The sequence below is a fragment of the Hymenobacter wooponensis genome, assembly GCF_004745865.1.
GTDB lineage: Bacteria > Bacteroidota > Bacteroidia > Cytophagales > Hymenobacteraceae > Hymenobacter > Hymenobacter wooponensis.
On record NZ_SRKZ01000009.1, the window covers coordinates 12,980 to 27,664 of the forward strand.

General features: G+C 57.7%; 14 protein-coding genes. 9 read left to right on the top strand and 5 right to left on the bottom strand.

Annotation, left to right across the window (positions count from 1 at the left end; genetic code table 11):
• Positions 1–59 precede the first annotated feature (59 nt).
• The 4 genes from EU557_RS23330 (at position 60) to EU557_RS23345 (ending at position 4,534) form a co-directional block, all read left to right on the top strand.
• Positions 60–947: a hypothetical protein gene (locus tag EU557_RS23330; RefSeq protein WP_135532901.1), complete on the top strand. Its 888-nt coding sequence runs from the start codon at positions 60–62 to the stop codon at positions 945–947.
• Between the two features lie 58 nt (positions 948–1,005).
• Positions 1,006–1,338, top strand: a complete 333-nt coding sequence (locus EU557_RS23335; RefSeq protein ID WP_135532902.1) for a hypothetical protein — start codon at positions 1,006–1,008, stop codon at positions 1,336–1,338.
• 153 nt (positions 1,339–1,491) lie between these two features.
• Positions 1,492–1,743, top strand: a complete 252-nt coding sequence (locus EU557_RS23340; protein ID WP_167855332.1) for a hypothetical protein — start codon at positions 1,492–1,494, stop codon at positions 1,741–1,743.
• 1,627 nt (positions 1,744–3,370) lie between these two features.
• Positions 3,371–4,534: an RsiV family protein gene (locus EU557_RS23345; protein ID WP_135532904.1), complete on the top strand. Its 1,164-nt coding sequence runs from the start codon at positions 3,371–3,373 to the stop codon at positions 4,532–4,534.
• 114 nt (positions 4,535–4,648) lie between these two features.
• On the opposite strand, the gene EU557_RS23350 is transcribed toward EU557_RS23345, so the two are convergent.
• From EU557_RS23350 to EU557_RS23360, 3 genes are all read right to left on the bottom strand, one after another.
• The gene (locus tag EU557_RS23350; protein ID WP_135532905.1) at positions 4,649–5,209 is read right to left on the bottom strand and encodes a hypothetical protein; all 561 of its coding nucleotides are present in this window, start codon (positions 5,207–5,209) and stop codon (positions 4,649–4,651) included.
• A 116-nt stretch (positions 5,210–5,325) separates the two neighbouring features.
• Positions 5,326–5,646, bottom strand: a complete 321-nt coding sequence (locus tag EU557_RS23355) for a hypothetical protein (protein ID WP_135532906.1) — start codon at positions 5,644–5,646, stop codon at positions 5,326–5,328.
• 106 nt (positions 5,647–5,752) lie between these two features.
• Entirely contained in the window at positions 5,753–6,046 is a 294-nt protein-coding gene (locus EU557_RS23360; protein WP_135532908.1) for a hypothetical protein, read from the bottom strand.
• A gap of 107 nt (positions 6,047–6,153) precedes the next feature.
• On the opposite strand from EU557_RS23360, the gene EU557_RS23365 reads away from it, so the two are divergent.
• On the top strand, positions 6,154–6,600 hold the full coding sequence (locus EU557_RS23365; RefSeq protein WP_135532909.1) for a hypothetical protein: 447 nt from the start codon (positions 6,154–6,156) through the stop codon (positions 6,598–6,600).
• Positions 6,601–8,233: 1,633 nt separating this feature from the next.
• Here the strand turns inward: EU557_RS23365 and EU557_RS23370 are convergent.
• On the bottom strand, positions 8,234–8,710 hold the full coding sequence (locus EU557_RS23370) for a hypothetical protein (protein ID WP_135532910.1): 477 nt from the start codon (positions 8,708–8,710) through the stop codon (positions 8,234–8,236).
• A gap of 381 nt (positions 8,711–9,091) precedes the next feature.
• On the opposite strand from EU557_RS23370, the gene EU557_RS23375 reads away from it, so the two are divergent.
• From EU557_RS23375 to EU557_RS23385, 3 genes are all read left to right on the top strand, one after another.
• Positions 9,092–10,381 carry an energy transducer TonB gene (locus tag EU557_RS23375; protein ID WP_135532911.1) on the top strand — a complete coding sequence of 430 codons (1,290 nt, stop codon included), beginning with the start codon at positions 9,092–9,094 and terminating at the stop codon, positions 10,379–10,381.
• A 200-nt stretch (positions 10,382–10,581) separates the two neighbouring features.
• The gene (locus tag EU557_RS23380) at positions 10,582–11,751 is read left to right on the top strand and encodes an FAD-dependent monooxygenase (RefSeq protein WP_135532912.1); all 1,170 of its coding nucleotides are present in this window, start codon (positions 10,582–10,584) and stop codon (positions 11,749–11,751) included.
• Positions 11,752–11,871: 120 nt separating this feature from the next.
• Positions 11,872–12,309, top strand: coding sequence for a hypothetical protein (locus EU557_RS23385; protein WP_135532913.1), 438 nt, complete (start codon positions 11,872–11,874; stop codon positions 12,307–12,309).
• Positions 12,310–12,634: 325 nt separating this feature from the next.
• On the opposite strand, the gene EU557_RS23390 is transcribed toward EU557_RS23385, so the two are convergent.
• The gene (locus EU557_RS23390) at positions 12,635–12,892 is read right to left on the bottom strand and encodes a hypothetical protein (protein WP_135532914.1); all 258 of its coding nucleotides are present in this window, start codon (positions 12,890–12,892) and stop codon (positions 12,635–12,637) included.
• A gap of 1,338 nt (positions 12,893–14,230) precedes the next feature.
• Here EU557_RS23390 and EU557_RS23395 point away from each other — a divergent pair.
• Positions 14,231–14,614, top strand: a complete 384-nt coding sequence (locus tag EU557_RS23395) for a resolvase (protein WP_135532915.1) — start codon at positions 14,231–14,233, stop codon at positions 14,612–14,614.
• Positions 14,615–14,685: the final 71 nt, after the last annotated feature.

Below are 14,685 nucleotides of genomic sequence, written 5' to 3' on the forward strand. Positions count from 1 at the left end.
GCTCGTAGGGTTACTGGCCTGCAACCGCTCCCAGACGGAAAAGCGCCCCCCCACTACCCGTGCCGCCCGGCTCGGCGCAGCCAGTCCTATCCCCCGCCAGCGCTGCCTTGCCGGCCCGGTTTGTTTCGTTTACTCCGGTCATCGACCGGCGCATTGAGGCTGCATCCGAGCGGGCCCAGCCCATCATCGATTCGTTAGCCCGTTTACAGTCCGACTACGAGGGCGCGCGGTACTGCGACTTTGGGGAAACCTTCCATGAGCTGCTCGGCGCGGATACCGAGCGGGTAGACCAGGTAAGGCCGTACGTGTTCAACCAGTGGAGTCCCTGGCTGACAAATTACTGCCTGCTGCACGCGTTTCTGGCCGACTCCGCCTCCGTTCTGTCGACCACATCCGCGGGAGAGCAGCCGCGCGGGTATCCGCGGCCGGTACACTTGCCCACCCGCAGCGCCCGGAAACTGTATCTGGTCGGGGAGCAGCAGGTAGCGCTGCTGGAATTCCGGCCCGATGGTGCGTTTCGGGGTATGATGCTGGGCCACGCCAATCCGTTCGGGGGCGTCGAACACCAGCTGTATGCCCACGCCGACGCCGAACTGCTGGTGCTCACCACCGTGCACGGTAACATGGGCACCGGTCGCTGCGCCAGCGGCGAATCGGCCACCTACCTGCAGGTGTACGACCTGCTCCACGACCAATGGCTGCTCAACGAGCGGGTGGGGCGCAGCGAAACCATGCTAGGTGGCTGCGAAGACGAAAACGGCGTGGAAGTCGGCAGCCAGGAACTGGACGTAACCCGCAGCTACCGTGTGCGCGACCAGGGACGCACCCTGCATTTGGGCGGCTATACCGTAAGTGGTGACGCCACCGATACCGATACCACGTCGACGGAACTGGCGGAAGGCACCTACCGCCTACGTCAAGGCCGCTACCAGCGCGTGGGCAAGTAAGGGCGACAACTCGCCTATTTGCTCGCTGCTCACAAACCATCTACTAAGCACAAATTCTATGGCCACGATGCCGATGCCCTACGCCCTTCTGCTCCTCGATGAAGGCTCTGCTATCACGCTGGCCGTGGGATTGCTGAAAGCCGTGCCCGTGGTCGTGCTCTACGGCGCTTCTTTCTACTTTCTGCTGCACAACCGGCGCACGTCCGAGCAGAAGCCATTAGGTCTGCTGCTCGCCTTGGTGCTAGCCGCAATAGGGCTGTATAGGTGGCCGGAGCGCATGCTCTATGAGGAGTATAGCTACTCCACCCTCTTCATGGCGTGCCTCTTGTTTCTACCGCTGCTCGTGGCCGCATTTGTGTTTACTTGTGCCGCCCAAGAACGCGAAGAGTAATTGTTCTCTTTTTATAGCGGAGTATAGCGTTCTGTTTTATCAGGAAGAACCCCGGCCAAAAAAAGCCCCGAACTTGCCTTCCGATCACGAATCTCATACCCATTTGCAAAAATGCTGTTGACCCTATTCCTATCAGAAACCACCGCCATTAGTATGGCTTTTTCACTGCTGTTGGTATTGTTTGCCCTGGCTCTGCTGCTTCCCGTCTTTTTCCTCTCGCGGCCGACTGCCTCTGCTACCGCAAAGGTCGTGGCCGTGGCGCTAGCGGTGCTGCCAGCTTGGCTTGGCCACGGGATCAACGCGGATTTTGCCTACATGTCGTATGCCTGGCTGATACCATTCTGCTCGTATCTGCCCCTTGCTGGGGTCTTGTTGAATCTGGCCCGTAGTACTATCAAAGCATAAGACCAAAATCATGGCACCGGGCTGAAACGCACCCAGTAGCCAAGAGAGGTGAACGGTAGGCAGCTCGGTCCGTTATTGTCAGCTTGTAACGGGCGGGCAACCGGGACTGATCAAGTACTTACCCGGCGGCCAACACCTTTCCCCGCGCAACCCGCTACCTAGCTTAGCAACGCCACTTCTTAACGCTTAGCCAACTTCTGCTTCCCTCCGATATCTAAAGCCTGAATTACTGGCTGGTAGTTCTGATTATGTAGATACCCTAACTATCAGGGGTGGGCGTTGCGATGCTAGTACTGGTGGGAATCGTGCGTGGCATGCGCCGCTTCTGGATCCGTAAGGTCCTTATGTGATTACCCCACTTATTAGCAGACTGAGCAATAGAGAATGCCGTGAGTATGGAGCGAAGCTACCATGAATTCGATAACCTTTTCAGCTTACTTGCCCACGCCACGACGTTTCAAACCCTGTGGGTTTCCTTTCTGCTAGCAGTGCCGTGTTTACCAGTACTGCGTGTCTGCTAGGTGGGTAGGCACAGCGTAAAGGCCGGGCAGCCTAGCCCGGCCAGCGCTCTGAGGCAAGGTCCGCCAAATCGTCAATGACTACCTTGCGACTTTGCTGGATAATAGCTATACCTGATGAGTACCTCGTATTGCTACCTTTATCCCACAGCATAATTACTTTTTTATAAGCAGCCTATCGTGCTCTCCGTTTTCGGCTCCCTGTTGCTGTCTTCTACCTCTGCAAGCTGGGTAACCTGGCTCGTGGTACTTCTGTGGTGGATCCTACTGTTAAAACTGATTGTTCCCGCAGTAGCGCTGCTTGTTGGATTGGTTTGGGGTACAATACGTTATCGGATACTCTGGGCATTCATCTGGGTGCCTTACTACATGATTGGAAACGGTATTTATGAAATATCGAAGCACGCTGATTGGAATTCAGAGGCCTTGTTATCACTTTCCGATGAGCCAGGGTTGCTGGTACAGTATGCTCCTTTATTCTTAACAATGCCGTTTTTGATATGCCTACACATATGGCTGTATAAGCGTTTCACTAAAAAACCGAATAGTTCGGCGCACAGGTTTGAGAAGGATGGCACGAGCTAAAGCTTGCTGCGGGAATATGTACTGCGCGACGACTACTCTTCGGTTAAGATGAGGTGTTTTTGCCTTCATGCTAGCACGTAAGGCCATAATGCCCCGTCCCCGTGGGCTGATCATGAGCCCACCGTACCGGCACGGCAAGCTATAAGTAGACTCCGCTCCGGAAATTTTTCTCGCTTACAACCGAAAGCCGGTCTTTCACCTACCGACATGCAGGGAAGGAATAGCATCTAGTCAGTTCAGGGCCTGTGCCACCAGGTAAGTGTCCGCGTTCTGCCCAATAGGGGCCGTGCAATACTTGTAGGATACGTTGCCGGAGGTGAGAAACATCGGACCAAAGTTCTTTTTAACTTCAGTTGCGATGAATGCCTCGGCTTGCGCGAGCCCATTGGCCGGGATATGGGTCATTACGGTCGAGCATTCGCCCTGCTCGAAGAGGTAGCCATATCTTTCATCGGTTTATATCCCCACAGCCTGCGCCGCCACTAGGTCGGCTGGAGCAGTAATCAATAGGCGTATCCCCCATCATGTCTTTACCCCTATCCGGCCGGTATGTTGGCCTGTTGCTGCTGCCGCTGCTGGTGGCCTGTCAGCCTGATAAGCCAACCCAACAACCGTCCGCATCACCAACCGCCCGGCAACTCCCCGCGGAAAAGCCGGCTTCTGCTCCTTTCCGCGGGTGGCGGCGCTACACCGGGCAGGTAGGGTCTTATCCGGTGGTAGTTGAGCTGACCTTCGAGGATACCGCCACGGTCGGCTCCTACTACTATGCGCGCTATGGTGAGCTGGTGCCGTTGCGGGCGCAGCCGCCGGGGCCGGGGCAGGCACTGCGGCTGCGCGAAGGAACCGCTGCAACCAGCAGCGGCACCTGGGAGGCGGTGCAACCCGCCGGCCCGGTGCTCAGCGGCACCTGGCGCAGCCCCGATGGCCGGCGACAACTGCCGTTCTCGCTGCGGGAGGAGTATGCCGGGGCCGTGCGCTACGAGCAGGTCGGGTTCAGCCGCGAAGGCCAACTGCCCGCCGACTCGGCCGTGTGCGGTATTCCGGGCCGTACCGTGAAATTTTCGCTGCAAGGAGTGCAGTTGCTCGATGCCGGGAGCCGCCCCGCCCTCCAACGGATCCAGCAGCAGCTGTTGCCCGTGCCCCCCGCACAGCTGGAAGCCTACGTGGCCCGGCAGGTGGCCGACAACGTGGGCGACTGCACCGAAACCGAGAAATCGGCCTGGGTAAGCTACAATGCCGACCACCTGCTGTCCGTGACTTTCCTGGAAGTGGTGTTTGCCTTCGGTGCCCCGCACCCGACCCACCACTTTACGACTATGACCTTTAACCTGCAAACGGGTAACCGGCTGGGCTTGGCCGATTTGCTGCGCCCCGGCTACGAGCAGCCGCTGCGGCAGCTGCTAACAAAACGGCTATTGGCCGATCCCAGCTACGGCGACTTTTACCGGGGGGAGCAGGCCGAAGGCCAGCAGCGGTGGCTGGACCAGGCCGGCCGGCCGCAACAACTGGTGCCGTTACCGGCAGGGGGGGTGGCGCTGACTCCCGCCGGGCTGGAGTTCACCTGGAACGAATACACCATAGCCCCGTACGTGATGGGCCCGCAATCGGTGGAGCTCAGCTACGCCGACCTGCGCCGGCTGGTTCGGCCCTCGGGGCCGCTGGCAGCGGTAGTTGCGCGGCACAAGTGATAAGAAAAAACCAGCAGGTTGACTGATATCAGTCGTCGTCACACATGTACTCCCCATTCTGATGCCTTAGTAAAAAGCAGAGAACCGTGGGTATCGAGAAGGCAATACCCACATTTACAAAAGCTTGAAGGAGGCCAGAAACTTATCGGCTTCCCGTCTATTGTGCGTGCGTTTGGTGGCCGTCACCATCACCACCACATAAAGCTCCCGGTAGTAGTAAGCCCTGAAGTAAGCTACATTACCCTGGCGGTCTTTCCACAACAGGTCTTCACCTCTGCCCTGATGGGGACCGGAGGCCGGCAGCGCTAACGGGCGAGCATACAGTACTTGTCCATTTTGCCCGTAGACCGCATCCATGCGCCGATCCAAGCGCTCGGCGGCTTCTTGCAGGGAAACTGAAGCCGGGAGTGCCTGCGACCGATCATCAGCCGCTGCATACAGCACCCTATATAGGTCATTAGCTTTTGCGGCGGGCGGCATGTCCAGTGCCGTGCTTCTAATGTAGGCCAGTCCCCAAGGAGTACGACGGGTTTCGGTGGGTAGGATCGCCGGTTCCGCTGGGTAAATTATAGAGTAGACGTCGGGCTGGGTAACAAGCTTGGGCCGGGAAGCCGGCGCGTTGCCACCGCTGGCTATCCAGCCGGAAAGTAACGTAGCCCAGATACTATGTAGCATGATCTAAAGGTAAACATTGAACAGATGCTGGCCCTGGTGTTCCCAGCGTATTGGGTGTTGCTCTTACTAATCATCAGATTATGGATACGTCACCTGGATGTGGAAATTGCCCCCCCTCAGCCGACAAACCAGAGCACCAACGACCCCAGGACGTACAGGCCCACGCCTCGCTGTAGCCAGGCCGCCCGTGGGCCCAGCGGCACCAGCCGGCCGCCCTCGACTTCCGCCACCACCATATTAAAACCAAGCAACACGAGGGCGGCCAATACCAGGAACCCGTCATAATCCGCTAGATGACCCGGCCGGCAGTGGTAGAGCACGGCGCGCAGGTTGCCTACCTGGCAACCGGTCAACACTAAGCCCGCGTCGCCAGCGGCGGTACTACCGAGTTGGTTACCGATGTGGGTGATCCGCCAATTTTTAAGGACGGAAAACACAACGATGTAATACGAGAACTAACGTTTAAACTGCCGGTTAGAAGACATAGGGTCAGTTAGGGGAACCAGAAGAATGCTTCAGCAGGGGGCGGCGCCAAGCAGCCCATCAATTCTGGGCGGAAAGCACCACGACTACGCACAACACGAAGAGCACGCCCCCTGCCACTAGCAGCATAGCCAAGATACCCGGCAGGCTGTTCCAGCGGGGCCAGACTATTAAGCGGGTGGCCAAAGCCAGACCCAGCAAGAGCAGCAGTAGAGCCACCAGAAGCAGGAAGGCCTGCAGCAGCCAGGCACTCGCCGCCGTGGCATCCGACCCGCCTGCGCAGCTGACCAGCGGCCAGCTCCAGCAGAGCAGCCCGAGTAGAATGCGGGGAACAAAGGAAGCTTTCGCAAACATGGCAGCAAGATAGGGCACTGCATATACCCACCCAACACGATGCTGTTCCCGTTATCTTTGCATAACCTTCACCCATAGTTCTTTCTTGTCCATCGTTTCGGAATGTTATGCGCCTAGAAAATCAGCAGGCGACCAGTGTGTGGCGAGTAGCGGGGCTGCTACTGTGCTTATTGGCCGTGGGCATAAGTATAGTGACTGGGGGAGTTGCACTCGTCCCGGCTATGCTCTTGCTGGCGCTGGGGGCGTACTATGCCGGGCGGAACCAGGTGGAGGCCATCGTCCTTTCCGAATACCTGCGCACTGTCTCCGTAACGCATAGTCACGGATTCACTTCCTCCGTGCGAACTTTCCCCGTGCAGCAGCTTACCGCCCGCTACCAGGCAAACGGGGGGTTGCGGAGTGGGAAGTATTACACCTTGGAACTACATTACCAGGGAAACCTGGTGGCTGTTCTGGACCCCAAGGCCGGCTATTACAGCAGGGAAATCGAATTGTTGTATTCCGCCATGCTCGCCCTGCACGCGGCTGGCCAGGAGACAAAAGCGCGTAGCTAACTCCGCCCCTTCGTGGCAGGGACATGCCTCCCGTTGCAGAAGAGGCAGCCGGCGCTTAGTTTCCCCAACCGGGGCCGAACACAGGCACTTTCCCGACTTTCGTATCCCGCCCAACGCGCTCCTTATTTTGGCGCCCCAGCGCGTAGTCCCCGAGGAAGGGGTCGGCCCAGTCGAAATAGTCTACCTGGACTCACCTGCCCGCGTATCTCGGCATAGGTGATCTAGGGCCACGCGCTGGCAAGCCTAACAAGCTTTATCAGTTCATCCTTATGGACTATTATTACTTCGCTTATCCCTCGCTACGTTGTCCATGGTATTGAGCTTACTTCTATCGGAATCTACTTCCATCTCGCTCGCTGGCCTCGTGCTGTTGGCCCCCCCTGGTACTAGCGCTGGGTTACCCGCTCTTCTGGCTAGCACGATCGGAATCGTCCCAAATTGCTAAAATCACGGCCTTGGTTCTAGCCGCGCTCCTCGTGTGGCTAGGCAGCAAATTAAGTGATGACCTGGGAGCAGGGGTCCTGTTGTTTTCAGGTATTCCGTTTGGGTTAGTCGTGTTCAATTTATCGCGCAGCCCAGCCGAAAAGTAGGGGCTGCCCGGGAAGCGAAGCGTGCAAGCCCTTTCGCTGCACACCAGTTCTTGGTCTTTCCTGAACGGACCGGACAAACGGCCCCGAAAATCTGCCATTCGGAGCCGTTTTAGCATGTACCCAAAGCCTCCCGTAAATGGCCGGTTATGGAAGCATCCATTGCGTAGAAGCAAGTCTAAATCACCATCAGTGGCCCCTATGCCTGTTCATCTCTCCCGGAACATTCTGCTACTGCTGATACTCTTCCGGTTGGGTAGCTTTTTCGGCCAAGCGTAGAACTGGGATGCCCTCCCAAAAACGCGGCGCCCGGAAAGAGCTCCCTTCCCTCTCTCTTTCCGTGCGCCGCCAAGGACGAAGATATTTTCCGCGAACCATCCCGAACAGGACATAAGGTAAGCCAAGGGCTGGTTGACCTACTGGATACCATTGGCTACTGGTTGTTGGGCATGGGGTGGCTATTCGCGGCGGGGCTGCTGTATCTGATTATCAAATGGCTGAAAACCAGTTTTTGTTGTGTGGGTTTTCCAGTGGCTGCCCCTTTGTCTGGTCGCGCTGGTCGCGTATTCTCCGCTGCAAGCGTATTGAGCCCGGTTACAGGACCTAGCGGTATTTCAACGGGAATGCCGTCCGTTTCAACCACCCAGCGCGGCTTTCAGGCAGTATCAAATGCGGCGATTGGGCGATGCACTTCCCTACCTCGGCCTGCTCACGGCGATCACCCTGCTCTATATTCCGGCCATCAACCAGGTGGTGAAGGCTCAACGAAACAAGGGCTTCCAAGCAAGTGCATGAAAGATACCTACTAGGTCAAAGGGTCGCCCCAGAACCACGGCCAGGATCCTGAAAACTAACTCTGCGGGCTGCGTGACGTTGCGGAGAATAAAAACACCGTAGCAACGTACCCGCAATAGGCAGATAGGCCCTCCAGCACACCAAGAGGATAGGCGGATTGCGTAACAAAACAGCGTCCGCTAATAAGTCAGCGGACGCTGTTTGTCAGAAGGATTGGCTGGTGACAGCCGGGGAAAGTCGAGATAGTTTCCTTATTGCACGACCACTTCCACCTCGTCCACTACGTGGGTCAAACTGGCGTTCTCTTGAAAGTACAGGGCTTGATTGTCAAAGCTACTGGCATCAAGGGCTGCTACTGCCGTAACCTTGCCATCCAGTAGTAGCTCGCATTTTATAGACTGACCAGCCGTTGGCTTGACGTAATTCGGCCGGTTCACATACTCATACAGCACGTGGAGAAACAGATGCTTCCCTTTCGGGTAGGTGCCGACTTTATATTTCCCGGTGGTGCGGTTCCCCCCCCATAACAGCTTGCCGGATCCGGGGTTCTTGAGGGAGGTTTCGCGCAGCGCGACGATAGGAAGCGAGCCAGGCGAGCCCACCGCCGTAACCTGAGCTTCGACAACTACTGAGTTAGATGGAGTGGGTTGCGGCTGCTCCCTCTTGTCACCACAGCCGGCTAGCAATAAGCTGAAACCAAGCGCTAAAGAGGTAAATCGATTCTTCATGGAAGGGTATAAAATAATGAAGGCGCAAGATAGTAGATCGCAACAAACGGCTCGCAGGCTAAGCATTACAAGCTTTCTGGCTCATTGCTGTTCGTGCCCGAAGCCTAGTAGGGCCAGGGGAGGCATCTGAAACGCCTGATAGATGCACAGGGACGTTCGCGGCACCTTGCTCAACTTTACAAATAGACTCCTTTTTGTATCATTGCGTGGGTATAAATCGCATACTCTTCGTGCTCGCTCTGCCACTAGTGGTGCCGCGGTTTGGGCGTTGTGGCTACGGCTCTCATTGTCGCGATAGCCAGCATCTACACCCCGTCGGCCGACACGGGACCATCTGTCTACTTGTATAGCCTTCTGGTTTTTACGTTTACTTCTATCTATTTGAAACATATTGTATCGCTAGTTGGTGTTTGCCTGTATTTCGCTACCACTGCCTGCGGACAGGAAAAATTGCCTTCCCCCAAAGACTACTCGCAGGTGCTGGCGGGGCGCTACGACGTGCGCGAAGCCAAACGGCTTCTGCAGCAGACCGTCGTCTATCCCCGATGCGTGGAAGAGCAAAAAGCCCAGGGCAAGACGGACCATAGTGTCAGCGTCTTCTCGCTGACGGTTGACAAGGAAGGCCGGGCCGGCCAAGTTGATTTCACGGTCACCAAGCAGATCAGTCGGGCGTGCGCCCCGGAGATTGAGGCCGCCATTCGGGCGGCCGTCCAGCGGTTGCCCCGCTTTCGTCCGGCCCAGGAACATGGCGTGCCCGTATCCATAGAGCTCCGGATGGCGATGGAGTTTCCACCACCGGACCCGGAGGACTATGGAAAGCGAGAGCCCGAGGTGAGGGCTAAATACCCAGGAGGCTACGCTGCGCTGGACAAAGCGCTGGGCTTCCCCAAAACCCCGCTCACGAAGGCCGACTCCGTAAACGTTGTCTATATCCAGCTGAGCGTACGCCCGGATGGGCGGGTGGGGCACACCCGGGTGGCGAGTTTCAGTGAGCCAAAGCCAGAGCCCGGGTATTATCAGGGGATCTATGCGCAAACGATGGTTCGCCGCTTAGCGCCTTTCAAGCCGGCCAAGACGAAGGGCAAGCCGGTCGGGTCTGATTTTATCCTCTGCGTGTACTGTCCCCCGGAGGAAGAACTGGAGGAGCTGGCCTTTCTGGGGCAGTTGCCCGTGGCGCCGGTGCTGCCGCCCCTGCCCCTGGAACTCTTACCCGCCCCCGAAAGCTTCCCGACAGCAGCTAGTGCCCCCAACGACTACACCCTGCGCCCTGGCCCCGCCCCCAGTGCCAGCCGGAGCAATTCCGATGCCCCCCCCACGCTGGACGGCAGCCCTGTGTACGGGTACGTGCAGCAGATGCCTACCCTGGCCCCGCCCTACGAGCAGGCCACGGTGTCCGCCGCCATCTCGGAAACCCTGGTGGTGCCGGACGACGTGCGCCGCGGCAACTTTAACGGGGAGGTGCGGGTCGCGTTTACGGTGGATGCCCAGGGCACCGTGCGCGACCCCAAGATGGTGCGGGGTCTGTGCGGGCCGTGCGATGAGGCCGTGCTGGCCGCCGCGCGCCACCTGAAGTTTGTGCCCGGCCGGCAAAACGGCCAGCCCGTGCCGGTGTTCATGCGCGTGGACGTACCCTTCCATTCCAGCCCATCAGCCCCGGCCAAGGTTAGGTAATTGCCCGGATGGCTGCGGTTGCTCTCGGCCGCTCAACTACTCCGGCCAAGCGCCGATCCACTATTGCCGCTGCTCCTACCACGAGCTTTATGAAGGCCAGTGCTAATTACCTTTCGCCAAACAATGTGCCCGGGGTCGCCGGGGGCCTCTACTTTGTCTTTATACGCAAGGCCATCCTGGCCCGAACAAAGTTTTAAGCAATGGATATCGCAATTATTGGCGGTGGAATAGGCGGGCTGACTACGGCCCTGGCCCTGCACCGGAAGGGGATAAAAAGCACGGTGTACGAAGCCAGCCCGGAGCTAAAACCCGTGGGCGCGGGGATCATTCTGGCCAGCAATGCCACGCAGGTGTTGCAGCGGCTGGGGGTGTTATCCGCCCTGCAGACCGCTGGGCAGCCCCTGACCGAGTTACGGATAACGGATGAGCAGCTACGCCCCCTATCCCGCAGTGATTTGCAAGACATGGAGCAGCGAACCGGGGGCGGGTGCCTGGCCATTCACCGGGCGGAACTGCAACGCATTCTGCTGGAGCACCTACCCAGTGAATGCGTGCAACTCAACCACCAGATGACAGACCTAGAGGTACTTCCGGGGGGAGGAGCGATGCTACATTTTGCCAATGGTCTTGCCCGCCAGGTGGAGGGCATCGTGGCGGCGGATGGCCTGCACTCCCTCGCCCGGAGCTGGGTAGCTCCGGGCAGCGTGGTGCGGGAAGCCCATCAAATCTGCTGGCGGGGCGTGGCCGAGTACCAGCTACCGCCGGAGCAGGCCGGGTGGTTGCAGGAAGCCTGGGGCAGCGGCCGCCGCTTTGGATTCGCCCCGATTTCTCCCGGTAAGGTTTACTGGTATGCCTTACGTGACGGACAAACGCCTCATCAACAGACGCCGGCCGAATTGCAGGCCACCTTTCAGCCGTTTGCCCCTCTCGTGCACGCGCTGCTGGCCCACACCCCCGCCAAGCACATGCTGGTTCATGCCATTAAAGACCATGCCCCGCTGGCTGGCTGGGCCCGGGGACCGGTTTGCCTGCTCGGTGATGCGGCGCACGCGACCACGCCAAACATGGGACAGGGAGCCTGCCAAGCCATCGTGGACGCCTATACCTTGGCGGAGCTGCTGGGCAGGGGCCTGGAGTTGCGCGCTGCCTTTGCCCAGCTCTACGCCCTGCGCCAGGCTACTACGGCGCACGTGACCACGACCAGTTGGCGGGTAGGTAAACTAGCCCACGTACGTAATCCGGTGGGGTGCTACTTGCGCAATACGTTCCTGCGGTTAACCCCCGCAAGAGTAACTCGTCGGCAAAATGAGCGACTGTTTCAGCTGGAAATCGACTTGCCGGATCTAGTGCCATCAGATGAGGTAGCCTAACTGCCACCAGGCCGTAGCCATGCAGTATAGTCCGCTTAAAATTCCTCGCCCGAAGCCTTGTGCGATCTGATAGAATACTTCGTTTCTTTCCGTATGTCCCCCTTCTCGTCTGTGTTCCGTGTGCCTCGCCGTTCTTTCGAACTCCTGTTTTTGGCGGTGCTCTTGCCCGCTGGAGCCTCGGCGGGTCCGGGGAACGCGGCGCGCAATGACGCGGTGTGGGCCGCGGTATTTTGGACTCCGCAACTGCTCTGGGTGGTGCTGTCCGCGGGGCTGCTGGTGGCCGTGCTCGTCGGATTCTGGCGCCGGCGGGCGGTGTGGTGGCTTATGTGGCTGCCGTATGCGATGGTTTTGGCCGCGCTGGGCGTGCTAATCACGGCCTTCAGTACCGGGCGCGGGGAGTACGGCTCCACAGCCCAGGTTATCCAAGACCCCCTGTTTGTGGAAACGGCCACGCCCAGTTTATGGGCCTTGCCGGCGTTGGGCTTGTTGCACACCGTTGTGGTACTGCTGCTGCTGGCCACCCGGTACCGCCAGCCCCCCGAGCCCTGGGATGCATGAGTTGAAGCGAGGCGCCGGTAGGCGGGCCACGCACCGCTCGTTGCTCAGGCTCAAACGTTTACTAAATTCCTCCATTTGGTGAACCACTCGCAGCTGCTTGGCACTAGGTGCCAGTAGGTAACGGCAGCACATGGTGAATTTACGAAACCTGTCTACGATTTAACGTGTACAAAACGCACCAAGGGGATGAGTTGCGTAAATATCCTAGGTTGAGTTATACCCCCACCTCGCAATAGTAGTAGTTTTTGCTCTGCTACGTCAGGTGCTGCCGATATGGTACTTTTCAACTGAGGCCGCTAGGTGCATCCTTACAGAGGCGGCCGCGCTAATCATCTCCTAAATGCCGGAGCAGCAGGAGCAGGAGGCCTAGGAAAAATTGGCCGAACATAATAATCACACCAGCGACGGCGCCAAAAATCGAGCTAAAGACGAAAACAGCAGCCACCGCGACGACGAAGCTTTTGACCACAAAGCCTTCTCTATGTTTTGGCGTGCGCATATAACCGCGGACGGCCAAAGCAAGCAAATACCCAAGCGGATAAAACCACAGAATGAGCAAGAGAAGGGCAAGAGTAAACAGCATGTGCTACCCCGCCAAAGTAAAAGACCAAGTTATCTTAGCGGGAACCTAAGCAAGGTAGGGTATTTACTTACCTAGTGCACAGCCGTAGCAGTGCCTGTTGCCTGACCTAACGGATACGCTACTGGACCACCTGGCGCTGCGCCTGCTGCTCCAGCGGCGGGTTGAGTTCCTACACCAGCCCGTAGAAGCGATTCACGTCTTGCTGCTGGGCTGAGTTCCCCTGTACCCCGCGCTGCTGCCTCGGATAAGGACTGATAAGCCGATAGTAGTAGGCCCTATCGTCCCTACACTTAGTCCTGATAAGCAGGGACCATCAGTACTAACTTTAGCTCAAGCATAAGGCTTTTCTACTACGATGATCATTCACAACACGTATACCAGAAACGCGAGTGATACTGCTAAGACCAAAAACCTAATAACATTCTAAGGGCAGCTATTCTTTGATCACTCACACGTAACGGGGGGGCTTGAATTCTGCCATTTAATGCCAGACCAGAGCCTCAGGATCGCTAGCACTACGCCTATACTTCCCAAAAAGGCCAGAGACCCCGTGATATCACCAAGTAGAAGCAAAGGACGCATTCGCTACGATGTTTAGAGAGTTGGTTTTGCAAGATATGCCGATACATACAGGGCCTTCAGCTCCCTTTTACCCCTGCATTAAACGGGGATAAAAAACGACCCTGAAAAGCCGCCTTTCTGGAGCTGTTGAAGCGGTGGCGATAAGACCCGCTGGGACTACTTCTTCCAGAAAGCCTGGGGAGAAGTCAATACCATGATTGAGCTGGAAACCCACAAAGCCTACTACCGTCGCCGGGTGCACCTAAAGCAGGAGCAGCTACAGAAACGATAAGGCTAGCGCCTTCGCAACTACTGGAATTGCTTTGTCAACCACACCCCTAGATTCCAGAGGCATGCTACGATCAGCAAAAGCAACAGGGGCAACCAAATTATTGCCCCAAACCAGAAGAAAGCCAGCACCACGGCTATTGGCCCGTCCCATTTGAAGACCTCATGTACACCGTAGGACAGGCCTGCTAGCAGCAAAAGGAGAGAAAACAGGACTAATAACACACGCATGAGGATGACCATGCGCCAAGATAGCAAGCCGATGCAGTACCCCATTCCCACCCTGCGCGCCTGCTAATTCAACCCAAGAACAATTTTTTGGTTTTCCGGTCAGGTAGTTAAGCGGCACACGCCTTACGCTGCGCCTGCTTTCGCAGCAGGATGACGTGCACCACCGGTAGAAACGGCACCGCCAGAACGCTACTATTAGCCCCTATGTAATTAACTAGCTGTCGTGGTCGAATTAGAGTTGTGGTTGTTGCAAAACGCTTGAAAGGGCAACGACCGGACGAGTTTACGATTCACGTGCGCGGGGCCGTGGCCGAGAAAGAAGCGAAAGCTATTTCCACGCGCACCAAGGATGCCTTGGCGGCCATGACGGCCCGGGGCTTTCAACTCGGTACGCCGGCCAACCTGACCGACGAGGCTCGAGCCAAGGGCCAGCAGCAACGGCAGCTCAACGCCCAGGCGAGTCTGGCCAACTGCCAAGCGGCCGAGCTGGCGCGGCTCTATCGCCGCCTGCAGTGGGACTACCGCCGCATGGCGGCCCAGCTCACGGCCTCCGGCTACCGTACCCGTCGTGGGTATCACTTCACCGCTGCCGGCGTGCGCCGCCTCGTGCTAAGACCGGAGTCACCGTCCCAGCAGGAGTAAGGGGCGCACAAAGTCCTACCTAGATAGCAATCAGATTCCTGCACTACTCCTGTGGCTATCCTCCTCGCACC